Annotated in this window: 20 protein-coding genes; 13 read left to right on the forward strand and 7 right to left on the reverse strand. The window is 67.0% G+C overall.

What is annotated here, in order from left to right; genetic code table 11:
• Positions 1-193 precede the first annotated feature (193 nt).
• The 3 genes from OG257_RS19360 (at position 194) to OG257_RS19370 (ending at position 2,869) form a co-directional block, all read left to right on the forward strand.
• Positions 194-514: a hypothetical protein gene (locus OG257_RS19360; protein WP_329209072.1), complete on the forward strand. Its 321-nt coding sequence runs from the start codon at positions 194-196 to the stop codon at positions 512-514.
• Positions 515-642: 128 nt separating this feature from the next.
• Positions 643-1,761 (forward strand): lipid II:glycine glycyltransferase FemX, encoded by a 1,119-nt coding sequence (locus tag OG257_RS19365; RefSeq protein ID WP_073750714.1) that lies wholly within the window; start codon positions 643-645, stop codon positions 1,759-1,761.
• 76 nt (positions 1,762-1,837) lie between these two features.
• Entirely contained in the window at positions 1,838-2,869 is a 1,032-nt protein-coding gene (locus tag OG257_RS19370) for an alanine racemase (RefSeq protein WP_329209076.1), read from the forward strand.
• A gap of 83 nt (positions 2,870-2,952) precedes the next feature.
• Here the strand turns inward: OG257_RS19370 and OG257_RS19375 are convergent, their stop codons facing one another.
• Positions 2,953-4,455: a glycosyltransferase family 87 protein gene (locus OG257_RS19375; RefSeq protein ID WP_329209078.1), complete on the reverse strand. Its 1,503-nt coding sequence runs from the start codon at positions 4,453-4,455 to the stop codon at positions 2,953-2,955.
• Between the two features lie 145 nt (positions 4,456-4,600).
• On the reverse strand, positions 4,601-7,285 hold the full coding sequence (locus tag OG257_RS19380; RefSeq protein ID WP_329209080.1) for a transglycosylase domain-containing protein: 2,685 nt from the start codon (positions 7,283-7,285) through the stop codon (positions 4,601-4,603).
• A 387-nt stretch (positions 7,286-7,672) separates the two neighbouring features.
• Between OG257_RS19380 and OG257_RS19385 the strand changes: the two genes are divergently transcribed.
• The 3 genes from OG257_RS19385 to OG257_RS19395 all read left to right on the forward strand — a co-directional run bounded on the left by OG257_RS19385 (position 7,673) and on the right by OG257_RS19395 (position 10,928).
• On the forward strand, positions 7,673-8,374 hold the full coding sequence (locus OG257_RS19385; protein ID WP_329209082.1) for a PadR family transcriptional regulator: 702 nt from the start codon (positions 7,673-7,675) through the stop codon (positions 8,372-8,374).
• Between the two features lie 59 nt (positions 8,375-8,433).
• A complete protein-coding gene (locus OG257_RS19390; protein WP_329209084.1) occupies positions 8,434-9,516 on the forward strand; it encodes an inositol-3-phosphate synthase in 1,083 nt (360 codons plus the stop codon).
• 122 nt (positions 9,517-9,638) lie between these two features.
• Complete coding sequence (locus OG257_RS19395; protein WP_329209086.1) at positions 9,639-10,928, forward strand: MFS transporter; 1,290 nt, start codon at positions 9,639-9,641, stop codon at positions 10,926-10,928.
• A gap of 101 nt (positions 10,929-11,029) precedes the next feature.
• Here the strand turns inward: OG257_RS19395 and OG257_RS19400 are convergent, their stop codons facing one another.
• The gene (locus OG257_RS19400) at positions 11,030-12,472 is read right to left on the reverse strand and encodes a CCA tRNA nucleotidyltransferase (RefSeq protein ID WP_329209088.1); all 1,443 of its coding nucleotides are present in this window, start codon (positions 12,470-12,472) and stop codon (positions 11,030-11,032) included.
• 180 nt (positions 12,473-12,652) lie between these two features.
• On the opposite strand from OG257_RS19400, the gene OG257_RS19405 reads away from it, so the two are divergent.
• The 7 genes from OG257_RS19405 to trxA all read left to right on the forward strand — a co-directional run bounded on the left by OG257_RS19405 (position 12,653) and on the right by trxA (position 22,100).
• Positions 12,653-14,950 (forward strand): DUF6049 family protein, encoded by a 2,298-nt coding sequence (locus OG257_RS19405; protein WP_329209090.1) that lies wholly within the window; start codon positions 12,653-12,655, stop codon positions 14,948-14,950.
• A gap of 49 nt (positions 14,951-14,999) precedes the next feature.
• On the forward strand, positions 15,000-17,159 hold the full coding sequence (murJ, locus tag OG257_RS19410) for a murein biosynthesis integral membrane protein MurJ (protein ID WP_329209092.1): 2,160 nt from the start codon (positions 15,000-15,002) through the stop codon (positions 17,157-17,159).
• Positions 17,160-17,289: 130 nt separating this feature from the next.
• On the forward strand, positions 17,290-18,990 hold the full coding sequence (locus OG257_RS19415; protein ID WP_329209094.1) for a serine/threonine protein kinase: 1,701 nt from the start codon (positions 17,290-17,292) through the stop codon (positions 18,988-18,990).
• A gap of 25 nt (positions 18,991-19,015) precedes the next feature.
• Positions 19,016-19,711 (forward strand): RNA polymerase sigma factor SigM, encoded by a 696-nt coding sequence (gene sigM, locus OG257_RS19420; RefSeq protein ID WP_329209096.1) that lies wholly within the window; start codon positions 19,016-19,018, stop codon positions 19,709-19,711.
• On the forward strand, positions 19,708-20,622 hold the full coding sequence (locus OG257_RS19425) for an anti-sigma factor family protein (protein ID WP_329209097.1): 915 nt from the start codon (positions 19,708-19,710) through the stop codon (positions 20,620-20,622). Before sigM ends, OG257_RS19425 begins: the two co-directional genes overlap by 4 nt.
• 126 nt (positions 20,623-20,748) lie before the next feature.
• Positions 20,749-21,720, forward strand: a complete 972-nt coding sequence (trxB, locus tag OG257_RS19430; RefSeq protein WP_329209099.1) for a thioredoxin-disulfide reductase — start codon at positions 20,749-20,751, stop codon at positions 21,718-21,720.
• Positions 21,721-21,767: 47 nt separating this feature from the next.
• Positions 21,768-22,100: a thioredoxin gene (gene trxA / locus OG257_RS19435; protein ID WP_329209101.1), complete on the forward strand. Its 333-nt coding sequence runs from the start codon at positions 21,768-21,770 to the stop codon at positions 22,098-22,100.
• Between the two features lie 122 nt (positions 22,101-22,222).
• On the opposite strand, the gene OG257_RS19440 is transcribed toward trxA, so the two are convergent.
• The 4 genes from OG257_RS19440 to rsmG all read right to left on the reverse strand — a co-directional run bounded on the left by OG257_RS19440 (position 22,223) and on the right by rsmG (position 26,339).
• The gene (locus OG257_RS19440) at positions 22,223-22,840 is read right to left on the reverse strand and encodes a GNAT family N-acetyltransferase (protein WP_329209103.1); all 618 of its coding nucleotides are present in this window, start codon (positions 22,838-22,840) and stop codon (positions 22,223-22,225) included.
• Between the two features lie 305 nt (positions 22,841-23,145).
• Positions 23,146-24,246, reverse strand: a complete 1,101-nt coding sequence (locus OG257_RS19445) for a ParB/RepB/Spo0J family partition protein (RefSeq protein ID WP_329209105.1) — start codon at positions 24,244-24,246, stop codon at positions 23,146-23,148.
• A complete protein-coding gene (locus OG257_RS19450; RefSeq protein ID WP_329215192.1) occupies positions 24,243-25,319 on the reverse strand; it encodes a ParA family protein in 1,077 nt (358 codons plus the stop codon). The genes OG257_RS19445 and OG257_RS19450 overlap by 4 nt, the downstream gene beginning before the upstream one ends.
• A 303-nt stretch (positions 25,320-25,622) precedes the next feature.
• Positions 25,623-26,339: a 16S rRNA (guanine(527)-N(7))-methyltransferase RsmG gene (rsmG, locus tag OG257_RS19455; protein WP_329209107.1), complete on the reverse strand. Its 717-nt coding sequence runs from the start codon at positions 26,337-26,339 to the stop codon at positions 25,623-25,625.
• Between the last annotated feature and the right edge of the window lie 65 nt (positions 26,340-26,404).

Consider the following 26,404-nt stretch of genomic DNA (forward strand, 5'->3'; position numbering starts at 1 on the left):
AGCCGCCACTGACAACGCCCGTCGTCGAATCCGAGGGAGCTGCAGTGCTGGCTCAGGGCAGACACCGGTGCAGACCGTACAGAGTACCCGCAGACAGGCTTCCGGTTGAAATCCGGTGCCGAGGAGACGCAATCTGTACACATCGGTTGTGAGCGGCGCTACAGTGCACCGCCTTCCGGCCAGGAGGTTCTCCATGGCACAGACAATGCGACCCCGTCCCCGCCCGCCCGTGTCCCTCTTCGCCACGGACGGCAGACCTCATCCCCTCCAGGACACCCTGGTGGTGGTGACTCTGGTCCTCGGCGCTCTCGCCTTCGTGACGGCGATGTTCCACAACCTGCATCTGATCAGCTCGTGGGCCGGGCTGATCGGGATCCTGACCGGCGCATACGGACAGTACGTCTCGGTGACCACGCGTGAGCGGTTCCCGTTGATCCTGGGTCTGGGTGCGTCCGCGATCGGGTTCTTCCTCGGCATGGCCCATGGCGGCCTCTTCGGCGGCGTGATCAGCTGAGGATGCCCCCTGGGCACCATTCCCGGTCGCCCGGGGCCCAGACGGGGCACTCCTCGGTCACAGTAGGCTTCGGCGCGAGAGCCGGAGCCCCTGACCGATGGGGACACACCTGCCGAGGAGCGCCCCGCATGAGCCTGACCCTGAGGACCATCAGCCGAGAGCAGCATCTGGCGTACATCCAGAACCTGCCTTCGGCCAGTCACTGCCAGGTCCCGGCGTGGGCGGATGTGAAAACCGAATGGCGCTCGGAGAACCTGGGATGGTTCGACAAGAACGGCGAGATGGTCGGCGCCGGCCTTGTGCTGTACCGCCAGCTCCCCAAGATCAAGCGCTATCTGGCCTACCTTCCCGAGGGCCCGGTCATCAACTGGTACGCCCCAAACCTGGACGACTGGCTCCAGCCGATGCTCGCCCATCTGAAGCAGCAGGGCGCCTTCTCCGTGAAGATGGGCCCGCCCGTCGTCATCCGGCGCTGGGACTCGGCCGCCATCAAGTCCGGTATCCAGGATCCGGATGTGAAGCGCCTGCGCGACGTCGAGGCCAGCCACATCGAGCCCCGTGCCTTCGAGGTCTCCGACCGTCTGCGCAAGATGGGCTGGCAGCAGGGCGAGGACGGCGGCGCCGGCTTCGGTGATGTCCAGCCTCGCTACGTCTTCCAGGTGCCTCTGGCCAACCGCTCTCTGGAAGATGTCCTCAAGGGCTTCAACCAGCTCTGGCGGCGCAACATCAAGAAGGCCGACAAGGCAGGTGTCGAGGTCGTCCAGGGCGGCTACGAGGACCTCGCCGAGTGGCAGCGGCTGTACGAGATCACGGCAGTGCGTGACCACTTCCGGCCGCGCCCGCTGTCGTACTTCCAGCGCATGTGGACGGTGCTCAACTCCGAGGACCCGAACCGCATGCGGCTGTACTTCGCCCGGCACAACGGGGTCAACCTTTCGGCCGCCACCATGCTCGTGGTCGGCGGGCATGTCTGGTACTCCTACGGCGCGTCCGACAACATCGGGCGTGAGGTCCGGCCCTCGAACGCGATGCAGTGGCGGATGCTCCGCGACTCCTACGCGATGGGCGCGACCGTCTACGACCTGCGCGGCATCAGCGACTCGCTGGACGAGACCGACCACCTCTTCGGCCTGATCCAGTTCAAGGTCGGCACCGGCGGCGAGGCCGTCGAGTACGTCGGTGAGTGGGACTTCCCCCTCAACAAGCTCCTGCACAAGGCGCTCGATATGTACATGTCGCGCCGCTGACACTGCCCGAAGGCACTTCACTAAGCTCCGCACACCTCTGATACACCGCAGCCACCAGAAAGGTTCCGGGCCGGCCATGGCGCTCTCCCTCTACGTCGACACCGCGCGCTGGCGGGCGCACCAGAAGTCCGTCCTCGACCAGTTCCCCGGTCTCGTTCCTGTCTGCAAGGGCAACGGCTACGGCTTCGGACACGAGCGGCTCGCCGACGAGGCGATCCGTTTCGGTTCCGACACGCTCGCTGTCGGAACCACGTACGAAGCCGCCCGTATCAAGGACTGGTTCAGCGGCGACCTCCTCGTCCTCACGCCCTTCAGGCGGGGCGAGGAGCCCGTACCGCTGCCCGACCGCGTCATCCGTTCGGTGTCGTCGGTGGACGGGGTGCACGCCCTGGTGGGTGCCCGGGTCGTCATCGAGTGCATGAGCTCGATGAAGCGCCACGGTGTGAAGGAGGAGGAGCTGGGGCAGCTGCACGCGGCCATCGAGGACGTACGTCTCGAAGGCTTCGCCCTGCACCTGCCGCTGGACCGCACGGACGGTTCGGACGCGGTCGAGGAGGTCATCGGCTGGATGGACCGCCTGCGCGCGGCCAGGCTGCCTCTGCACACCATGTTCGTCAGCCATCTGAAGGCCGAGGAACTGGCGCGGCTGCAGCAGCAGTTCCCGCAGACCCGCTTCCGCGCACGCATCGGCACGCGCCTCTGGCTCGGCGACCACGAGGCGACGGAGTACCGCGGCGCCGTCCTCGACGTCACGCGCGTCGTCAAGGGGGACCGGTTCGGCTACCGCCAGCAGAAGGCCGCCTCGGACGGCTGGCTGGTGGTCGTCGCCGGGGGTACGTCCCACGGCGTCGGTCTGGAGGCCCCCAAGGCCCTGCACGGCGTGATGCCGCGCGCGAAGGGTGTCGCCCGGGCCGGGCTGGCCACGGTCAACCGCAATCTCTCGCCGTTCGTGTGGGCGGGCAAGCAGCGCTGGTTCGCCGAGCCGCCGCACATGCAGGTGTCCATCCTGTTCGTCCCCTCGGACGCCCAGGAGCCGAAGGTCGGTGACGAACTGGTGGCCCACCTGCGCCACACGACCACCCAGTTCGACCGCCTCGTGGACCGGTAGGGCCCTCGCGCTCACCCTTCACCCTTCACCCTTCGCCCGGATCAGATCAGATCAGGCCGGGCTCGCGGGGGTCCGGCGGCCCCTCAATCGGCCGCTCCGCCCGTCGTTCCCCACTCCACCCGCGGTCCTTCGACCGCGGGTGCCGCGTGCTTGCCGTGATGGTGGACCGCCTGCCCGAACGCGACCGCGTCCGGAGCCCCGTCCAGCACCCCGCCCGACGGGTCGTCCGACCCGTCGCGCCGCACGGTGTCCCGTTCCGGCAGGAGAATGTCGCGGACCACGATGGCGCACAGGTACAGCGTTCCGAGGAGATGCAGGGCGATCGCGACCTGGTAGCCCTCCTGCGGCAGCCCCTGGTGCTTGTCGCCGCTCGTCGTGTACGCGAGGTACAGCCAGATCCCCAGGAAGTACATGACCTCGCAGGCCTGCCAGACGAGGAAGTCCCTCCAGCGCGGCCTGGCCAGCACGGCCAGCGGGATCAGCCAGAGCACGTACTGCGGTGAGTAGACCTTGTTCGTCAGGATGAAGGCGGCGACCACCAGAAACGCGAGCTGAGCAAACCGGGGCCGGCGCCGGGCGGTCAGCGCCAGCCCCGCGATCCCCGCGCACAGCACGATCATCAGCAGCACCGATGCCGTGTTCACGGTGTCCACGTCGATGGGCCTGCCGGTGCGTTGGGTGATGATCAGCCAGAACGAGCCGTAGTCGATCTGCCGTTCCTGGCTGAACGTGTAGAACTTCTTCCACCCCTCGGGGGCGTACGCCATGACGGGAACGTTCACCAGCAGCCAGGCCCCCGCCGCGCCGAGCATCGCCGACCCGAACTCACGCCATTTCCCGGCCCGCCAGCACAGCACGAGGAGCGGTCCCAGAAGCAGCACGGGATAGAGCTTGGCGGCCGTCGCCAGGCCGATGAGGATGCCGAAGGCGAGTGCCCGTCCGCGGGACCACATGAGCATGGCGGCGGCCGTCAGTGCCACGGCGAGCAGATCCCAGTTGATCGTCGCGGTGAGCGCGAGTGCCGGTGCGAGGGCGACCAGCAGGCCGTCCCAGGGGCGACGCCGGTGCGTCCGCGCAACGCACACGGCGATGATCACGGCACAGATCATCAGCATGCCCGCGTTGACCATCCAGTACATCTGCTCGCGCTGCTGCATGGGATCGCCGGTGGGCGTCAGCGTCAGCCAGGACGCGACCTGCATGAACAGGCCCGTGAGGACGGGGTACTCGAGGTACTCCATGTCGCCGCTGAGCCGGTCGAAGTACGGCACGAGGCCCTCGGCGAAGCCGCGTCCGAGGTAGAGATGCGGAATGTCGGAGTAGCACGCGTGCGTGTACTGCGAGCTGGTCCCGCGGAACCAGGCCCAGTCGTAGCAGGGCAGCTTCTGCACCATGCCGAGCGCGAACATTCCGATCGCCACGAGCACGATGACGCGCACCGGCGTCAGCGGACCGGCGCCGAGCCGTGCCCAGCGTCCCACCGGTCCGCCGATCAGCTCGCTGCCCGCCGCGGCGATCTCGTCCTGTTGCGTGGGCCGAACGACGGGCCGCTCCTGGTGCACGCTCGTGTCTTCTGCGCTTGGCATGCCGCACATCCTGCCGTACGGCGCTGTGGGCGGGGCGTGTGCCGCCCCCGGGACACGGAGAGGGCCGCCGGCACCTGGCAGGTGCGGGCGGCCCTCGTCACGCTTGTCCTACGGTCACTCGTCGGGGGTCCGGCGAGCGGTGGCGCTATCCGCCGCCGCCGAAGAACCCGCCGGCCGCATTGTTCCCGTTCCCGTTGCCGTTCGTACCATCCGTTGTTCCGTCGGTCGTACCGGTATCGGTCCCGCCGTCGGTCGTACCGGTATTGGTATTGCCGTCGGTCGTGCCGCTGTTGTCCCCGCCATCGGTGGTGCCGGTGTCGGTGCCACCGTTGTTGCAGTCCCAGTCGAACGTTCCGCACGACTTGCTGGGTGTGGGGGACGGCGAGGACGGGGTGGGCGACGGACTCGACGGTTCGCTGGACGGCGTCTGCGAAGGCGTCGGGCTGGGTGTCGGGGTGGGGCTGGGGGCGCCACCGCCGTAGAGCGTCTCGCCGTACGGCTGCGGCTCCGGGAAGTCCTTGACCTCCATGCCCTTCATCGCCACTGCCATGTAGTCGTGCCAGATCTGCGCGGGGAACGAGGCGCCGTGGATCTTCTCCTCACCGCCCGTGCCGAACATCTTCAGGAACTTGCGGTTCTTGTTCTTCTCGTTGTCGTCCATCCGGAACATACTCACCGCGGTCGACAGCTGCGGGGTGTAACCGACGAACCAGGCCGACTTGTTGCCGTCCGTGGTACCCGTCTTCCCGGCCACGTCACGGTCGGGGAGCTGGGCAGGTGTTCCCGTGCCCTTCTCGACGACGTTCTTCAGGACGTCGGTGACGTTGTCCGCGACAATGCTGGGGAAGGCTGGCTCGGACACCGTCTCGTGCTGATAGATGACCTCGCCCCTGTGCTTGACCTCGGTGACCGAGAAGGGATCGCGCTGCTGTCCGCTGGTGGCGAAGGTGGCATACGCGCCGGCCATCCGGATGGCGCTCGGAGAGGACGTGCCGATGGAATACGAGGGGACTTTCGCGTCCGCCATGTAGTCGTCGTCACGCAGCCCCGCGTCGAGCGCGGCCTCCTTCACCTTGTCCGTACCGACATCCATCCCGAGCTGGACGTACGGGGAGTTGGCGGACTCCTGCATGGCGGTTCGCAGGTCGATGGGTCCGTAGGACTTGTCTCCGTCGTTGGTCTGGAGCCACTCACCGCCCTTCGCGTTCCGCCAGACCTCGCCGTTGTACTTCTTGATCTTCAGCTTGTTGTCGCCGTTGTAGATGCTCTTCGGCGAAACCAGGGTGCGCTCCGAGTCGCTCTGGTCCGCATCGAGTTCCGGATCGCGCTTCCCGTACTGCATGGCCGCCGCCAGCACGAACGGCTTAAAGGTAGAACCGACCTGAGCGCCCGTCACATCGGCGTTGTTGGTGTAGTGCTTCGTCGCGTCCTGACCGCCGTAGGTGGCGACGATCGCGCCCGTCTTGGTGTCCACCGACGCACCGCCGAACTGGACGTGCGAGTCCAGTTCAGGACGCGCCTTCACATCGATCTTGTCGGCGTACACCTTGTTGACGGCGGTCGCGAGCTGCGTGACCTTTTTCCGGTCGAAGGTCGTGTGGATCTCGTAGCCACCCTGCGCGAGCTGCCGCTCGGTGACGTCTTCCTTCTGCGCGAGGAAGTACTTCGTCGCTAGGTCCACCAGGTAGCCCGTCTGGCCACCCAGCTTCGCGTCCTTCCGCGGCGGTTCCGGCATGGGGAACGTCGTGTACTTGGCACGCTCCGCCTGGGTCATCCGGCCGTCCTTGACCTCCTCGTCGAGGATCCACTTCCAGCGCAGCTTCGCCCGCTTCGTGTTCTTCGCCGGGGTGGCTTGCTCCTGGTCGATTTCGGGAGCGCCCGCCGGGTCGTAGTAAGTCGCCCCCTTGAGCAGGGTCGCCAGGAAGGCGCATTCGCTCGGGGTCAGATCCGTGGCGTCCTTGTCGTAGTACGCACGTGCCGCCGCCTGGAGCCCCGACGCACCCCGTCCGTAGTAGGAGACGTTGAGATAGCCCTCCATGACCTTCTTCTTGCTCTCCGTCTCACCGACCTTGAGCGTGATGAAGAGTTCCTTGACCTTCCGGCTCAGCGTCTGGTCCTGAGAGAGCATGGAGTTCTTCACGTACTGCTGCGTGATCGTCGATCCGCCCTGGGTGTCACCTCCCCGGGCCATGTTGTAGACGGCGCGACCGATACCCATGGGGTCGATGCCCCTGTCGGTCTCGAACGACTTATTCTCCGCGGAGATGACGGCGTTCCGCATCGCTACGGGGATCTGCGCGTAACCGATCGACTGCCGGTTGACGGAACCGCCGGTGGCGACCATGGGGGTGTCGTCGGCCCAGTAATAGACGTTGTTCTGCGCCGTGGCGACGTCCTTGATGTTCGGCGGTACCACCAGCGCGTACGCGATGCCGGCCGCGCCCATCATGAGGCCGAGGAAGCTCAGGGTCACACCCGAGACGAGCTTCCACGACGGCACCCAGCGGCGTGCGCCGTACTTTCCGGCCCGCGGGTAGTCGATGAGGCGCTTCTTGCCGGGGCGGGCGTCGGCCCGGCCCCGGCCTCGGCCTTCGTGCCCACCGGTGTCGCCGGCTCCACGCCGTCTGCCACCGCCGCCGCGCTGGGCGGCGCGACGGGCCTCGGCCCGGCCGCCGTAGGAGGCTTCCTCGCCATATGCGTCGGAAGGTGATGCTGAAGTTGCTCTGCGTGACGACTCGCTGCGGCGTCCGGCAGGCTGTTGGGCGGCTCGTCTGGCCGCGGCACGCCCTCCACCTTGCGGTTGCGGCGTTTTGCGACGGTGCTCGCTCATCGAACGACTACTCCTCGGGCAGGCAAGAGCGCCTGGAAGCGGCAGTTGAGATCCGGTCCCCCCGAATTACGGACGCGCCCTGCGGAAGGCTCATCCGCAGTACATCCGGCAGTCCGCGATGACTGACGCTTGGCGGCGTCACACGGTTCCCGGTGATCTGCATGCCGCACAGACTACGCAGGGTCAAAAACCCCCTAGAGCCGAACTTCACCCCAAATAACGCAAGTCGCTCCCTAGGAATTGTCGATGTGACGCCGCTCACGGAGCCTCCCCTTGTCGAACACCCCGCGTCGATCTATCGTGCTGATGTATCGAGTCGATACATCAGCACGGCATAAGGTGGACTCAAGGGCTCCGCGGGAGCACTCGGAGAAGGAGGAGGCGAAGGTGAGCAGACGCTCAGGCATCCTCGAATTCGCCGTACTCGGCCTGCTCCGCGAGTCCCCGATGCACGGGTACGAGCTGCGCAAGCGCCTCAACACGTCGCTGGGGATCTTCCGCGCCTTCAGCTACGGCACGCTCTACCCCTGCCTCAAGACGCTGGTTGCCAGCGGCTGGTTGATCGAGGAGCCGGGAAGTACTCCGGATCTTCCGCCGGTCGCCGGCCGTGGGGTCGCTCCCACGTCCTCGCTCACGGGTCGCCGCGCCAAAATCGTCTACCGGTTGACGGCAGAAGGTAAGGAGCACTTCGAGGAGCTGCTCTCGCACACCGGCCCGGACTCGTGGGAGGACGAGCACTTCGCTGCTCGCTTCGCCTTCTTCGGGCAGACGGAGCGCGATGTACGGATGCGCGTGCTCGAAGGACGCCGCAGCAGGCTCGAGGAACGCCTCGAGAAGATGCGTGCCTCCCTTGCCCGCACCCGCGAACGACTCGACGACTACACACTTGAGCTGCAGCGACACGGCATGGAGTCCGTGGAGCGCGAAGTGCGCTGGCTGAACGAGCTCATCGAGAGCGAGCGATCGGGACGGGATCAGCGACGATCCTCGCCCGAGGGCTCTGCTCAGCACGACACATCAGGAGAGACGGGCGGCCTGCCCCGGCACCGGGACAACACCCGGCCGGATCCGTCCGACGACACCAAGTGAAGTCCCCGCAGATCCGCAAGGTTCCACGGGGAACACTGAGAACACAGGGAGCAATCGGCATGGGTTCGGTTCGCGTAGCCATCGTCGGCGTGGGCAACTGCGCCGCCTCGCTGGTGCAGGGCGTCGAGTACTACAAGGACGCCGATCCGGCCGGCAAGGTGCCCGGTCTGATGCACGTTCAGTTCGGCGAGTACCACGTGAGCGACGTCGAGTTCGTCGCCGCCTTCGACGTCGACGCGAAGAAGGTCGGCCTCGACCTCGCGGACGCCATCGGCGCCAGCGAGAACAACACCATCAAGATCGCCGACGTGCCGAACACCGGCGTGACGGTTCAGCGTGGCCACACCCACGACGGTCTCGGCAAGTACTACCGCGAGACGATCGAGGAGTCCGCCGAGGCCCCGGTCGACATCGTCCAGATCCTCAAGGACAAGCAGGTCGACGTCCTCGTCTGCTACCTGCCCGTCGGTTCCGAGGTTGCTGCGAAGTTCTACGCGCAGTGCGCCATCGACGCCAAGGTCGCGTTCGTCAACGCTCTCCCGGTGTTCATCGCCGGCACCAAGGAGTGGGCGGACAAGTTCACCGAGGCCGGTGTCCCGATCGTCGGCGACGACATCAAGTCCCAGGTCGGCGCCACCATCACGCACCGTGTGATGGCGAAGCTGTTCGAGGACCGGGGCGTCGTCCTGGACCGCACGATGCAGCTGAACGTCGGCGGCAACATGGACTTCAAGAACATGCTCGAGCGTGAGCGCCTCGAGTCCAAGAAGATCTCGAAGACGCAGGCCGTCACCTCGCAGATCCGTGACCGCGAGCTCGGTGCGGACAACGTCCACATCGGCCCCTCGGACTACGTGGCCTGGCTGGACGACCGCAAGTGGGCGTACGTGCGCCTCGAGGGCCGTGCCTTCGGTGACGTTCCGCTGAACCTGGAGTACAAGCTCGAGGTCTGGGACTCCCCGAACTCCGCCGGTGTCATCATCGACGCCGTGCGCGCAGCGAAGATCGCCCTGGACCGCGGCATCGGTGGCCCGATCCTCTCGGCTTCCTCGTACTTCATGAAGTCCCCGCCGGTCCAGTACTTCGACGACGAGGCCCGCGAGAACGTCGAGAAGTTCATCAGCGGCGACATCGAGCGCTGATCCGGCCGATCACGGCTGCAGCCTCACCAGGGTGACGAGCGGAAACGCTCCGTCCCCTCCACACGTTGGGGGTCCCCGGGCAATCCGCCCGGGGACCCCCAACGTGTGTGACCCTTGCCCACATGCCTGTCGTGCGTGATCTACGCGTACTCCTGCGCTTTCGGAACTTCCGTCGCCTTCTCGCCGTGCGGCTTCTCTCGCAGTCGGCCGACGGCGTCTACCAGGTCGCGCTCGCCACGTACGTCGTCTTCTCCCCGGAGGGTCAGACAACGCCGGGCGCCATCGCATCCGCCATGGCTGTGCTGCTGCTTCCGTACTCCTTGATCGGCCCGTTCGCCGGCGTCCTGCTGGACCGCTGGCCGCGCCGACAGGTGTTCCTGTACGGAAATCTGCTGCGGGCCGCCCTGGCCTGCTGCACAGCCCTGCTGCTCCTGAGTTCCGTACCCGCGTGGGCGTTCTACGCTTCCGCCCTCTGCGTCACCGCGGTCAACCGCTTCGTCCTGGCCGGGCTGTCAGCGGCCCTCCCACGCGTCGTCGACACCGACCGTCTGGTCGTCGCCAACTCCCTCTCCCCGACGGCCGGAACGCTGGCCGCAACGGCCGGCGGAGGGCTCGCCCTGTCGATGCAACTACTGACGGACGGGTCCGACGCCGCCGTCATCCTGCTGGGTGCGGTCCTCTACCTTCTCTCGGCCCTCACATCCCTGACCCTTCCCCGCGGCCTCCTCGGACCGGATGAGGACCTGCACCACGTGAGACTGCGGGAAGCGCTCACCACGACCGCACGCGGCCTCGTAGCCGGGTTGCGCCATCTGGCCGAGCGGAAGGACGCCGCACGCGCTCTGGCTGCCATAACGGTGATCCGCTTCTGCTACGGCGCCTTGACCGTGATGGTGCTGATGCTGTGCCGCTACGCGTGGTCCGACAGCGAGTCCGACGGACTGACACTGCTCGGCCTTGCGCTGGGGGCCTCCGCCGCAGGGTACTTCGTGGCCGCGGCGATCACCCCGTGGGCGGTGGGGCGCCTCGGCCGGTACGGCTGGATGGCGGTGTGCGCAGGTGCGGCGGCTCTCCTGGAGCCGGCACTGGGACTGCCGTTCGCCCCGACTCCGATGCTGGCGGCAGCCTTCGTCCTCGGGCTCGTGACACAGGGAACGAAGATCGCGACGGACACCGAAGTGCAGACCTCGGTCGACGATTCATTCCGCGGCAGGATCTTCTCGCTCTACGACGTGCTGTTCAACGTTGCCTTCGTCGCTGCCGCAGCACTGTCCGCCCTCGCGCTTCCCGCCGATGGCCGGTCCGTGCTTGTGGTGGTTGTCGTGGCCGTGCTCTACGCCCTGGTCTCAGTAGCGATGTTCCGCCGGCGGCACATCAGCCTGGCGCTCCAGCGCGCCCGCATCAAGGAGTGAGGGCGTTGTTTCACGTGAAACCACGCGAAGCAACGCCCTCCGATGGAAACCCCTCCAGAATCGTGAGTCATGTTTCACGTGAAACATGACCACGCCCGGCATCAGTCCTGAGCGGCCCACCACTCCTTGAGGGCCGCGACCGCAGCATCGTGCTCCATCGGCCCGTTCTCCAGCCGCAGCTCGAGCAGGAAGGCGTAGGCCTTGCCGATCACCGGTCCGGGTGCGACCCCGAGGATCTGCATGATCTCGTTGCCGTCCAGGTCGGGCCGGATCGCGTCCAGCTCCTCCTGGCTCTGCAGTTCCTCGATGCGCGCCTCGAGCCCGTCATAGGTTCGCGACAACGCATTGGCTTTGCGCTTGTTGCGCGTCGTGCAGTCCGAGCGGGTCAGCTTGTGCAGCCGGTCCAGCAGCGGCCCTGCATCCCGCACGTACCTGCGCACGGCGGAATCGGTCCACTCACCGTCGCCGTAGCCGTGGAAGCGCAGATGCAGCTCCACAAGCTTCGACACGTCCTTGACCATGTCGTTGGAGTACTTCAGCTCCGCCATCCGCTTCTTCGCCATCTTGGCGCCCACCACCTCGTGGTGGTGGAAGGAGACGCGGCCGTCCTTCTCGAAGCGCCGCGTCCTCGGCTTACCGACGTCGTGAAGCAGGGCCGCGAGCCGGAGCACGAGGTCCGGTCCGCCCTCCTCAAGGTCAATGGCCTGTTCCAGGACGGTCAGGGAGTGCTCGTAGACGTCCTTGTGGCGGTGATGCTCATCACTTTCCAGTCGCAGGGCGGGGAGCTCGGGCAGCACCCGGTCAGCCAGACCGGTATCCACCAGCAGCCCCAGCCCCTTGCGGGGGTGCCCTGACAGCAGCAACTTGTTGAGCTCCTCGCGGACCCGCTCGGCCGAGACGATCTCAATACGTCCGGCCATGTCGGTCATCGCCGTAACGACCTCAGGGGCGACCTCGAAGTCCAGCTGCGCGGCAAAGCGAGCGGCACGCAGCATCCGCAGCGGATCGTCGGAGAAGGAGGCCTCAGGAGTACCCGGGGTGCGCAGCACACGCTCGGCCAGATCATCGAGACCGCCGTGGGGGTCGATGAACTCCTTCTGCGGCAGAGCGACAGCCATGGCGTTGACCGTGAAGTCACGGCGAACGAGGTCTTCCTCGATGGAGTCGCCGTAGGAGACCTCGGGCTTACGGGAAGTCCTGTCGTACGCCTCCGACCGATAGGTCGTGACCTCGATCTGGTAGCCGTCCTTCTGCGATCCGACCGTGCCGAACGCGATTCCGACCTCCCACACGGAGTCTGCCCACGGACGGACAATCTTGAGGACGTCCTCCGGCCGGGCATCGGTCGTGAAGTCCAGGTCGTTCCCGAGCCGGCCGAGCAACGCATCGCGGACCGACCCTCCGACCAGGGCCAGACCGAATCCGGCCTCCTGGAATCGGCGGGCGAGGTCGTCGGCGACCGGGGACACCCGCAGCAGTTCACTCACTGCGCGGTGCTGCACCTGGCTCAGTGCACTGGGGCTGTCTTCGTTGGCGTTCGGCACAACAGAAAAGGGTACGTGCACCGACCGGCCCGGGCGTCATCGTTTATGGCGGCCCTGCGAGACTCTCCCGATCATGTGGCGCAGTCCCCGGCACTCAGCCATCGGGCACATCGTTACCATGCGTGGACGCAGAGACCGGCAAGACCGACACCAGCTGACGACTAAGAGGGACGGGTACGCGTGGCCGAGGCGGCAGACATCCAGGGGACGAGTCCCTCCCCTGCCCGCCGGTGGCTCCGGCGCACAGCCTCCTTGATCGTCGGGGCGCCCTTGCTCGCCGGGCTCCTGACGGGTCCGGCAGCGCCCGCAGCGCAGGCCGAGGGGACCGCCAAAGCCCCGACAGGTTCACGCACCGTCGATGTGTCTCTGGACACGCTCAGCCCCGCCGCACCGGTCGAGGGGGACACCCTCACGGTTTCCGGCACCCTGACCAACAAGGGCAAGAAAGCGGTCACCGAAGCCGAGGTCGACCTCCGCGTGGGGCCGACGCTCCCCGGCCGGTCCGCAATCGATGACGCCGCCAAGCGCACCGGATACCTGCCGGGCAGCGACCCGGCCAGGCTCGGCGGTACGTACACGCTGAAGATCCCGAAGCTTCCGTCCGGCGTCAGTCAGGACTTCAGCCTCGCTGTTCCTGTCGACAAGCTGGGCCTGGACGAAGAGGGCGTCTACCAGCTCGGCGTCTCCGTCACGGGCCGGACCGCCGATGCGGGCTACGACCAGGTGCTCGGCATTCAGCGGACCTTCCTGCCCTGGCAGCCCGAGGACGCCGACAGCAAGACCAAACTGACCTTCCTCTGGCCGCTGATCGCCTCGGCACACGTCACGGCCGAGACGGGCTCCGACGAACAGCAGACCCCTGTCTTCGCCAACGACAAACTCGCGCAGGAGCTCGCTCCCGGTGGCCGGCTGGAGCAGCTGGTGTCGCTGGGCAGTCAGCTTCCGGTGACCTGGGTGATCGACCCGGACCTGCTGGCCTCCGTCGACGCGATGACAAGGAACTATCGCGTCAGGGTCAAAGACACCACCGTCGCGGGGACGAATCAGGCCATCGCCAAGCAGTGGCTCACCACACTGCAAGCGGCCGTCAAGGACGGCAAGGTGGTGGCCCTGCCGTTCGCCGACCCCGACCTTGCCTCCATCGCCCACCGCGGCAAGAACGTCTCGGGCACGCTCAGCCACCTGCAGACGGCAACCGAAGTAGCGGGACCCACGGTCGAGACCATCCTCCACGTGAAGCCCTCCACCGACTTCGCCTGGCCGGTGGACGGTGCGATCGATCCCTCGATCGTCGACGTCGCCACCTCGGCCGGCGCACACAAGGTGATCGCCCGCAGCGACAGCCTCGACGAAACCGGCGGGCTGCCGTACACGCCGACAGCCGCCCGGCCGATCGGAGGCGGCACCACCGCTGTCGTTGCCGACTACCGGCTGTCCACCGCCTTCAAGGGCGACATGGCCAGGGCCGGTGACTCGACGCTCGCTGTGCAGAAGTTCCTGGCCCACACGCTCGCGCTGACCGAGCAGGCCCCGAACAAGGCGCGCAGCGTTGTCGTCGCACCGCAGCGGACACCCACGGCGACGCAGGCACAAGCCATGGCTGCCGCCCTGCGCGCCCTCGCCGACGAGCACTGGACGCAGCCCGTCGACCTGGTGGCGGCGGCCGAGGAGAAGCCCGACGCCCAGGCCACCACGAAGGTGCCGAGGGCCTCCCAGTACCCGAAGAAGCTCCGCAGCCAGGAACTGCCCACCCAGGCGTTCCAGGACATCAGGACGACGCAGGACTCGCTGAACAGCTTCCAGGTCATCCTCACGGCGCCCGACCGGGTGGTGACACCCTTCGGCAACGCGATCAACCGCTCCGTCTCCACATCGTGGCGCGGCAGGCCTCTGGAAGCGCAGCAGTACCGCGACGCGGTCCGCACCTACCTGCAGAGCCTCACCAACGAGGTGCAGCTCATCGCGAAGTCCGATGTCACCCTGTCGGGCCGCAGCGCGACGATCCCAGTCACCGTGCAGAACAAGCTGGTGCAGGGTGTGGACAACCTCAAGCTCCGCCTGACGTCGGGCAACTCGACACGGCTCAAGCTCAATGACGGCGCAGCCGTGGCCGAGCAGCCGATCAAGATCGCAGGCGGGCACAGCCAGTCCGTGAAATTCGACGCATCGGCCAATGCCAACGGACAGGCGCAGGTCACCGCACAGCTCTTCACCGAGGACGGAACACCGTACGGCGAGGAGATGACCTTCACCGTGAAGGTCTCAGAAGTCACACCGACGGTGCTCCTCGTGATCGCCGGCGGACTGCTCCTGCTCGTCCTGGCAGGCATCAGGATGTACACGCACCGCAAGCGCACCGTCGCGAACGGCGCAGCGGGGGACAACGGCGGCGAACCCGAGCAGCCGAGTGACCCGACCCCGGACACCGGTCCGGAAAGCGGGGACCCGTCGGGAACGGGTGAGAAAGTGGACCGTTGAGCGATGTCTGTCGGGGCCGGTCGGCCGGGGACGATGAGGTGGGGTTTCGATGAACGCGCCGTACGACGGTGACCGCGCCCAGGGCGCGGGCGGAGCTGGATCATCCGGCGGGCCGCCGGTGCCGTCGGACGCAGGTCAGGACGAGGGGGCACCGGACCCGTACCTGCAGCATGCCTACGACCACGATCCCTACCGGTCTCAGGACCTCGCTGCCCAGGATCCGGTGGCCGAGGCCCTCTACGACCGCGCCGCCCACCCTCCGCCGCCCCCTGGCACCTACCAGGAGCCTCAGGCGCTGTACCAGCAGCCTCCCTCGGCCCAGTACGCCCCCGACCCCCGCATCTGGGCCCAGACTCCGCCACCGGAGCCTGCAGGCCCCTCGCGGCACCTGCCGTACGGAGACAACGCGGCAACCACCCAGTACGTAGGAGTGGACGACCTGGTGACACAGGCATCCGACGGCCGCGAGGAGCCGGACGCCTTCGCGCACCTCTTCCGCGACCAGGAGGGATCAGGACGGCCTCCCGGCCCCGCCCCCGAGCCGGAGGCTGCTCCGGCTCCCGTCCCGCCGAAATCCGGCGGCCGTGCCTCCGGGATACTGAAGTCCAGCGCGCTGATGGCGGCCGGCACCCTGGTATCCAGGCTCACCGGCTTCGTACGCAGCCTTGTGATCACCGCCGCGCTCGGTGCGGCGATGCTCGGCGACAGTTTCACCATCGCCTACACCCTGCCGACGATGATCTACATCCTCACCGTCGGCGGAGGCCTCAACTCGGTCTTCGTGCCCCAGCTCGTCCGCTCCATGAAGGACGACGAGGACGGCGGCGAGGCCTACGCCAACCGTCTGCTGACCCTCGTCATGGTGGCGCTGGGCCTGATCGTCCTGGTGGCGGTCTTCGCCGCTCCGCAGCTGATCCATCTCATGTCGAGCACCATCGCGAACGACGCGGCAGCGAACAATGTGGCCGTCACCTTCGCCCGCTACTGCCTGCCGACCATCTTCTTCATGGGTGTCCATGTGGTCATGGGGCAGATCCTCAACGCCCGGGGCAAGTTCGGCGCGATGATGTGGACCCCGGTCCTCAACAACATCGTCATGATCTTCACCTTCGGCCTGTTCATCTGGGTCTACGGCACGTCCGGCGAATCCCTGATGGGCGTCGAGACGATCCCGCCGGAGGGCGTCCGGCTGCTGGGCATCGGAACGCTGCTCGGCCTCGTCGTCCAGGCCCTGGCGATGATTCCGTACCTCCGCGAGGCAGGCTTCCGCTTCCGCCCCCGCTTCGACTGGAAGGGGCACGGGCTCGGAAAAACGATCAAGCTCGCCAAGTGGACGGTCCTGTTCGTCCTGGCCAACCAGGCCGGCGTTCTGGTCGTCACCCAGCTGGCAACTGCGGCAGGCAACCTCTCCGACAAGGACGGCACGGGGTTCCTCGCCTACTCCAACGCCCAGCTGATCTGGGGCATGCCTCAGGCGATCATCACCGTCTCGGTCATGGCCGCTCTGCTGCCGCGTATCTCCCGCGCCGCCCATGACAACGACCCCGGGGCGGTCCGCGACGACATCTCGCAGGGGCTGCGCAATTCGGCCGTGGCGATCGTGCCGGTCGCCTTCACGTTCCTCGCACTCGGTCTGCCGATGTGCACCCTGCTGTACGCGTCCAGTGGTACCGAGGCAGCACGGTCCATGGGCTTCATCCTGATGGCGTTCGCCCTCGGCCTCATCCCGTACTCCGTGCAGTACGTCGTACTGCGTGGCTTCTACGCGTACGAGGACACCCGCACGCCCTTCTACAACACGGTCATCGTCGCAGCGGTCAACGCCGCGGCTTCCGCCGTCTGCTACGTGGTCCTGCCCGCCCAGTGGGCAGTCGTCGGCATGGCCGCCTCCTACGGCCTGGCCTACGCCGTCGGCGTCGGTATCGCCTGGCGACGCCTGCGCAACCGGCTCGGAGGAGACCTCGACGGCGCCCGCATCGTGCGCACCTACGCACGTCTGTGCCTGGCCGCGATCCCTGCGGCCATCGTGGGCGGCGGAGTGGGCTTTGCCCTTCTGGGGGCACTCGGGGACGGGGCAGGCGGCTCCGTGGTCGCCCTGGTCTGCGGCAGCATCGTCCTGCTGGGCGTCTTCTTCGTCGCTGCGAAGAAGATGCGCATTGAAGAGCTCAACGGCATGGTCGGCATGGTCCGGGGACGGCTCGGGCGCTAAAGAGCGCTCCGATCCGCACAACCATCGCCTGACACCGCGTGTCGTGCATAGCGCCGGAGTGTGGGCACAATTGGCGGGACTGTGCAGTGCTGGCTGGCATCGCGCAACGGATGGGGAGGCAGGAACGACGGTGGCGGAACGTAGCACGGCTGCCGTCGACGTGGCCGATAACGGCGGCGACGAGCCGCTGGCCGCCAAGGCGGACGAGGCCACGACCGACGGGACGGAACAAGCCCAGGACACAGCGGGCGCGAGCCCGAAGAGCGCGGACGGTGGGCAGGAGAGAGCGGATACCGTCCCGGCGACGCCCGATCTGCACAGCGGCCACAAGCTCGCCAAGCGCTATCGGCTCGAAGAGTGCGTCACCCGTCTGGACGGATTCAGCAGCTGGCGTGCCGTCGACGAGAAGCTTCGCCGCGCGGTGGGCGTTCATCTGCTCCCCGCCGACCATCCCCGCGCCCGCTCGGTGCTGGCTGCTGCCCGCTCCTCGGCGCTGCTGGGAGACCCGCGCTTCGTGCAGGTCCTGGACGCCGTGGAAGAGGGCGACCTCGTCTACGTCGTCCATGAGTGGCTCCCCGACGCCACCGAACTCACGGCACTGCTCGCCTCAGGACCCCTGGAAGCCCACGACGCGTACCAACTCGTGAGCCAGATCTCCCAGGCCATGGCCGCCGCCCACCGGGAGGGTCTCGCGCATCTGCGGCTCACCCCGGGCGCGGTGCTGCGCAGCTCGACCGGGCAGTACCGGATCCGTGGCCTCGCTGTGAACGCGGCCCTGCGAGGCATCACCGCCGACCACCCGCTGCGTACGGACACGGAGGCCATCGGCGCACTGCTCTACGCCGCGCTGACCCGCCGCTGGCCCTACGAGAGCGATGCCTACGGCCTCTCCGGGCTTCCCAAGGGCGTCGGGCTGATTCCTCCGGACCAGGTACGGGCCGGCGTCCATCGCGGCCTCTCGGAGCTCGCCATGCGCGCGCTCGCCAACGACGGCGCCACGGCCTCACGGCAGGAACAGCCGTGCACCACACCGGACGAACTGGCCAAGGCTGTCGCAGCCATGCCGCGCATCCTTCCTCCCGAGCCTGTGTTCACCGGGCCGCCCGAGTACCAGCGGACCACCTACCAGCAAGGCACCTACGGGCGCCCGTCGGCACGTCCCCACCAGGCCACGCAGCCCGTCATCACCGCACCGCCGCCCCCGCTGCAGAGCCGTACCGGCAAGGCGCTCAAATGGGCCGTGTCCGCGCTGCTCATCGCCGCACTGGGCCTCGGTAGCTGGCAGCTGGCCGAAACCGTCCTCGACCGGGGCAACGACTCCGACGAGCCGGCCAACACACAGACCACCGAGAACGAGGGCGACGACAACAACGCCGTCGAGCCCAGCAAGCCCATCACCATCGCACGCGCCCAGGACTACGACCCGCTCGGCGGGGACGGCTCCGAGAAGCCCGCAACCATAAAGAACGTCCACGACAAGGACACCGGCTCGTACTGGTCCACGGACGGCTACTACAGCGCCGACTTCGGGAAACTGAAGGAGGGTGTCGGAGTCGTCCTCGACCTGGGTAAGGTCCAGCAGGTCGGATCCGTCGATGTGTCCTTCCTCGGTGGCGCCACCTCGGTCGAGTTGAGGACCACGGACGGATCGTCCGTTCCCCAGCTCCCCGACGGCTTCACCGAGGCCGCGAAGGGATCCGGAACAAAGGTGTCCCTCAAGCCCGACAAGCCGGTGCAGGCGCGGTACGTTCTGGTCTGGCTGACCAAGCTGCCGCTGGGTGACGACGGGCGCTACAGGGGCAAGGTCTCGGACATCAAGATCACCAGCTGACGGCATCAGGGGAGGGGGCTCACCGTTGGACGACGCCAGATTCGCCGACACCAGCGACCAGGATCTCCTGGCGCAGCATGTCGCAGGCGAACCGGACGCCTTCGGTGAGCTCGTGCGACGACACCGTGACCGGCTCTGGGCCGTGGCGCTCCGCACGCTCGGCGACCGCGAGGAAGCCGCTGACGCGGTACAGGACGCCCTCGTCTCGGCGTTCCGGGCCGCCCACACCTTTCGCGGCCAGTCGGCCGTCACGACCTGGCTCCACCGGATCACCGTGAACGCCTGCCTCGACCGTGCGCGCAAGGCCGCCTCACGCAAAACGGCGCCGGTCGATGACGCGGAGCGGCTCGATCAGCTGCTGGAGCCGCACGAATCTGCCGAGGCGCCCGCCGAAAGGCAGGACCTCCACCGCGAACTCCTGGCAGCGCTGTCCACCCTCCCCGCAGAACAACGGGCGGCTCTCGTGCTCGTCGATATGCAGGCCTATCCCGTCGCGGAGGCCGCTCGCATCCTCGACGTGCCGACCGGCACCGTGAAGAGCCGCTGCGCGCGCGGACGGGCAAGACTGCTCCCTCTGCTCACCCATCTACGCAGTAACAGCGGGGACAGCGTCGTGGAAAGGAACCGGACGCAGGGGACATCCGTCCCACCTGCGTCGGGACCAAGAGATGCAGGGTCAAGCGATCCTGCTGCTGTGAAGGGCGGAGGTGGGCACGCATGACATCCACGGCCGACACAGCTCAGCACCCGGACATCGAAGAGATCTCCGACCTCACCGAGGGGCTCCTGTCCCCCTCCCGCACGGCAGATGTCCGCCGCCACATCGACAGGTGCCCGCAGTGCGATGAGATCCATTCCTCGCTGGAAGAGATCCGCTCACTCCTCGGAGATCTGCCCGCCGACCAGCAGATGCCCGAGGACGTTGTTGCCCGGATCGATGCGGCGCTGGCCTCAGAAAGCCTCGCGCAGCCCGACGCGTCCTCCGGAGCCACCGCTCCTGTTTCACGTGAAACATACGAGCAGCCTCCGGAGCCCACTGTCGTGGACCGTCCGTCAGGCCGTCCCCGGGGTGCCACCGGCCCCGGCCGGCGTCCCGCCCGGCGTCGTCGCCGCACGGTGATTCTCGGAACTGCCTTCGGAGCGGCGGTCGTCGGTATGGGCGTCTTCCTGCTGCAGTCGGTCCAACCGGCTCAGAACTCCGCCGACAGGGCATCCAGCGCCGCAGAGGACAGCCAGCGGGACTTCTCGGTGGACACGCTCGAAGGCCAGGTCCACCAGCTTCTCGGCGAAGCAGAGGCGTCGAAGACCGCGGAAGCCGACGGGACAAAGCCGTCCGTCGACACCAAGTCATCCCCGCAGAACATGACCCCCGACTCGGCGACGCCCAGGAACCCCCTGCGCACGCCTGTCGTCGACGTCCCCCCCTGCGTACAGCAGGGCACCGGCCGTAATTCCCCGGCTCTGGCGGTGGAGCACGGCAGCTACCAGGGCACGGCGGCATTCCTCGTCGTCCTGCCCCACGCGACCGACCCGAGCCGCGTACAGGCCTATGTGGTCGACGCAGCGTGCGTCGGCGCCGCTCCCGCGGCAAAGGGACAGCTGCTGCTCACCCACTCCTACGCGCGCCCCTGAGCACCGTGCCGGGAGTTGCTCCGGCTTAGCGGGAATGCATGCCCCGTAGGATCCGTTGGGTGGGGTGAGAGTCGTGGAACCGACCCCAGTAGGCAGTGGCAGTCTGCAGAGACGAGGAAGAAACCCGTGAGCGACGTCCGTAATGTGATCATCATCGGCTCCGGGCCGGCTGGTTACACCGCCGCCCTGTATACCGCTCGCGCGTCGCTGAAGCCGCTGGTGTTCGAGGGTGCCGTCACTGCGGGCGGTGCGCTCATGAACACCACCGACGTGGAGAACTTCCCGGGCTTCCAGGACGGCATCATGGGCCCCGAGCTCATGGACAACATGCGAGCCCAGGCCGAACGCTTCGGCGCCGAGCTGATCCCCGACGATGTGATCTCCGTCGACCTCTCCGGCGACGTCAAGACGGTCACCGACACCGCAGGCACGGTGCACCGTGCCAAGGCAGTCATCGTCACCACGGGATCCCAGCACCGCAAGCTCGGTCTGCCCAACGAGGACGCGCTTTCCGGACGCGGTGTCTCCTGGTGTGCCACCTGCGACGGCTTCTTCTTCAAGGACCAGGACATCGCCGTGATCGGCGGTGGCGACACCGCGATGGAGGAAGCGACCTTCCTCTCCCGCTTCGCGAAGTCCGTCACGATCGTTCACCGCCGCGACACCCTGCGTGCCTCCAAGGCCATGCAGGAGCGCGCCTTCGCCGACCCGAAGATCAAGTTCGCCTGGGACAGCGAGGTCGCCACGGTTCACGGCGAGCAGAAGCTCTCCGGTCTGACCCTGCGCAACACCAAGACCGGCGAGACGTCCGAGCTCCCGGTGACCGGCCTGTTCATCGCCGTCGGCCATGACCCGCGCACGGAACTCTTCAAGGGGCAGCTCGACCTCGACGACGAGGGTTATCTCAAGGTCGAAGCACCCTCCACCCGCACGAACCTGTCCGGTGTCTTCGGCGCAGGAGACGTCGTCGACCACACCTACCGACAGGCCATCACTGCCGCCGGGACCGGCTGCTCCGCGGCTCTCGACGCCGAGCGTTTCCTCTCGGCACTGGCCGACGAGAAGCTCGCCGAGCCGGAGAAGACCCCCGCGGTCTGACCGACGCCTCACCTCACCCCACACCCCGCGAAGTTAAGGAGGCCGCCGTGGCCGGCGCCCTGAAGAACGTGACTGACGACTCCTTCGACGAGGACGTCCTGAAGAACGAGAAGCCTGTGCTGGTGGACTTCTGGGCTGCCTGGTGCGGCCCGTGCCGCCAGATCGCCCCTTCGCTGGAGGCCATCGCAGCTGAGCACGGCGACCAGATCGAGATCGTCAAGCTCAACATCGACGAGAACCCCGCCACTGCGGCGAAGTACGGCGTGATGTCCATCCCGACGCTCAACGTCTACCAGGGCGGCGAGGTCGCCAAGACGATCGTCGGTGCCAAGCCGAAGGCCGCGATCCTCCGCGACCTCGAAAGCTTCATCGGCGAGTAGTACCAGCGCCCCGCACTGTTTCACGTGAAACGGGCCCACCCTTCGGGGTGGGCCCGTTCTGCGTACTCCTCGACATCTGATCGGGACTCATTCACCCGTGAACGCACCGAGGTCGACCACGACTACAGCGGCCGTAGGGCAGGTTCCTTCTGGACCGCCCCCAGCAGCCTGTCCAGCGCCAACTCGACGTCTTCCTTCCAGGAGAGCGTCGTACGCAGCTCCAGCCTCAGCCGCGGATGAGTCGGGTGAGGTCGCACCGTCTTGAAGCCGACAGCGAGCAGGTGATCCGCCGGCAGCACACAAGCCGGCTCCTTCCAGCGGGCATCGCCAAAGGCCTCGATCGCCTTGAAGCCCCGTCGGAGCAGATCCTTGGCAACTGTCTGCACCATGACCCGGCCCAGTCCCTGGCCCTGGAACTCCGGCATGATCAACGCAGTCATCAGCTGTGCCGCGTCGGGGGAGACAGGGCTGGTCGGAAACGCCATCGCCCCCGGGACATATGCGGGGGGCGCATAAAGAACGAAGCCGGCCGGTACGTCATCCACATAGACGACCCGACCGCAGGAACCCCACTCCAGCAGCACGGCGGAGATCCAGGCTTCTTTCTCCAGCTCGGGTCTTCCTGCTTTTACCGCGGCTTCCCCGCTGACCGGATCAAGTTCCCAGAAGACACACGAGCGGCAACGCCTGGGGAGGTCCGGAAGGTTGTCCAGTGTGAGCGGTACAAGCCGACGCCCCATGAAGGCGGTCCCTCACTTCCTTCGCCCGCCGCATCACGTGCGGCTGCCAGCGCACTCCGTTCTCGGAAGAGACTGCCGACAAAACCCCCGACAGCACCTAGCCCCAACCCGACTGACACCAGGTGGCTGCGATTCACTGATCGCACGGCCCCCGCCTCCTCTGAGGTGGATCACGGTGGATACGCCATACCAGAACGCATCGTATCCACCCAGAGGTGATGCGGATACCGAGAGCGAGCAAAGGGGCGGTCTGTGTTCCGAGAACTTCCGGAACACAGACCGCCCCTCAGGTCTTCAACCAGACCTCAGCCCTCGGCGTGCTCGTCCGGCTCTTCTGAGAGGTTCCGATCCAGCACACGTCCCTCACCAGGGGCGAGGCTGCCAAGAATGCGATCCAGATCCTCCATCGAAGCAAACTCGACGACGATCTTCCCCTTCTTCTGGCCCAGGTCGACCTTCACCCGCGTCTCGAAACGGTCCGAGAGCCGCGACGCCAGATCGGTCAGAGCCGGCGAGAGCCGCGCTCCGGCACGGGGCCCCTTCGGCTTGGCGGAGCTCGTGGGCTCGGAACCAAGGAGGTTCACGATCTCCTCGACCGCACGAACCGACAGCCCCTCGGCCACGATCCGGTGAGCCAACCGGTCCTGCTCATCGGAGTCGTCCACCGAGAGAAGTGCCCGAGCGTGACCGGCCGAGATGACACCTGCGGCAACCCTGCGCTGGACCGGCGGCGAGAGACGGAGCAGACGCAGGGTGTTGGACACCTGCGGACGTGACCGCCCGATCCGGTCCGCGAGCTGGTCGTGCGTGCACTTGAAGTCCTTCAGCAGCTGGTCGTACGCCGCTGCCTCCTCCAAGGGGTTCAGCTGAGCCCGGTGAAGGTTTTCCAGGAGCGCGTCCAGAAGCAGCTTCTCGTCGTCGGTCGCCCGGACGATCGCCGGGATCCGCTCCAGACCTGCCTCACCGCAGGCCCTCCAGCGACGCTCGCCCATGATGAGCTCGTAGCGACCGTCAGCCACCGCGCGCACGACGACGGGCTGGAGGAGACCGACCTCCTTGATGGAGGTGACCAGCTCGGCCAGAGCGTCCTCGTCGAATACCTCACGAGGCTGCCTCGGGTTCGGTGTGATCGAGTCGAGAGGAAGTTCCGCGAAGTACGCACCGGCAGACTCAGCCGACCCCGGAACGGTCTCCCCTTCCGAAACAGGACCGCTGGGCTCCGGCACCATCGGGCCGGAGGACAGCGCAGTCACCTTCGCCGCGGCCACACCCCGCTCGGCCGTCATCACCGGCAGTGCACCTCCCTGACCAACCCCAGCCCCGGGAGACGTCACCTGCTTCTCCTGCGGAGCTGCGGGGATCAGAGCACCGAGCCCACGCCCCAACCCTCTACGACGCTCACTCACCGCATGCCCTCCGAATTGCTCTGCTGGCTGTTCTTGCTGCCCGTATGGGCATGCTCGGCCTCGTAATGCATCCCCACGCCCCTCAGGGCGATCTCTCGGGCAGCCTCGAGATAGGAAAGGGACCCACTGGATCCCGGATCATAGGTCAGCACGGTCTGCCCGTAACTCGGAGCTTCCGAGATGCGCACCGAACGCGGAATGCTCGTCCGCAGCACCTCCTTGCCGAAGTGAGTACGGACCTCCTCCGCCACCTGCGAAGCAAGCCGGGTCCTGCCGTCGTACATGGTCAGCAGGATCGTCGACACATGAAGATCCGGGTTGAGATGGCCCCGTACCAAGTCAACATTTCGCAGCAACTGACCAAGACCCTCCAGCGCGTAGTACTCGCACTGAATAGGGATGAGCACCTCGGCTCCGGCAACGAGCGCGTTGACCGTCAGCAGACCGAGCGAAGGCGGGCAATCGATGAGGATGTAGTCCAGCGGCTGCTCGTACGCCTGGATCGCCCGCTGCAGTCGACTCTCCCGTGCCACCAGTGACACCAGCTCGATCTCCGCACCGGCGAGATCGATGGTGGCCGGGGCACAGAAGAGACCTTCGACGTCCGGGACGGGCTGAACCACTTCGGAGAGCGGCATGCTCTCCACCAGGACGTCATAGATAGAGGGAACTTCGGCGTGATGGTCGATCCCCAGAGCCGTGGAGGCGTTGCCCTGCGGGTCGAGGTCCACCACCAGGACACGTGCGCCATGGAGCGCGAGCGAAGCAGCAAGGTTGACCGTCGAGGTCGTCTTACCCACTCCACCCTTCTGGTTGGCAACCACCATGACGCGCGTCTGGTCAGGCCGGGGCAGACCCTCGCCGGCGCGGCCGAGAGCCTCGACCGCCAGCTGGGCCGCACGACCGATGGGTGTGTCGTCCATGGGCGGCAGTGTTTCACGTGAAACACCGTCCCCCGAGGACTCGGATCGGGGACCGGGGACCGGATCGGTCATCGGCCCCGCGATGTTGGCGTCGGACCGCAAGGATTCACTCTCCTCGACTTCAGGCTCGCAATGAACAGAGCCTGCCATGCTTTCGGGGTCGTGAACCAGCGAGGCCGACTGTTCTGTGGATGAATCCACTTCTGTGGACAACTCGGTAGCCCGTACGGGCTTGCGGCCGCGCGGTGTGGCAGCCGCACGACCGCGGCCGATAATTCCCTGCAGCAGAGAGCGACGTTTCACGTGAAACACGATGCATGCGCAGCGCAGCAGCGGACTCCCGACACTCCGCAGCAGTCACATATCACTGCTTTCACGGAGCATCACCCATAAACAGCCCACTTACCGAAAAGCGTCCGAAATCGCCACCTGTGACAACGGGCGCAGAGCGGATCAACGGCGTCGGCGCGCCCTGCCCGCCCTCGCCGCCTTGGCCCTCTTTGCGGCGAACCTCACACCGCCCGGGCTCTCCCCGACGACCACACGCACCACGGTGGACAACGGATCAACGATGCCTTCACCGGCATGCAGCACTTCGGTCTCCACCACGCCGAGCTTGCTCAGGGCAGCACGAGCCCCCTGAATCTCCTCCTCGGCCGTGCCTCCCTTGAGCGCCAGCATCTCCCCGTAGGGACGCAGCAGGGGCACCCCCCAGCCGGCGAGGCGGTCCAGGGGAGCCACCGCCCGGGCGGTCACCACATGTACAGGCTGCAGAGTCCCGAGCACTTCCTCGGCCCGGCCGCGGACGACCGTCACATGATCCAGGCCCAGCAGCTCGACGACCTCCTGAAGGAAGTTGGTCCGCCTCAGAAGCGGCTCGAGCAGCGTGATCTTCAGATCGGGGCGCACCAGAGCCAGCGGAATACCGGGAAGCCCGGCCCCGGACCCCACGTCGCACACCGTGACGCCCTCCGGAACCACCTCGGAGAGCACCGCACAGTTCAGCAGGTGGCGCTCCCACAGTCGCGGGACCTCGCGAGGACCGATCAGACCCCGCTTGACCCCCGCATCCGCAAGCATCTCCGCGTACCGGACAGCCTCTGGGAGGAACTCACCGAATACCGCCTGCGCCTCCATGGGCGCCTGAGGGAGTTCTGCTGCCTCCGTCACGGGGACCGTCCTTCCGTACCGCACTAACGCACTGTGGGTGGCTGACTATCAGGCTGACAAAGATC

It is taken from the genome of Streptomyces sp. NBC_00683, assembly GCF_036226745.1.
Taxonomy (GTDB): domain Bacteria; phylum Actinomycetota; class Actinomycetes; order Streptomycetales; family Streptomycetaceae; genus Streptomyces.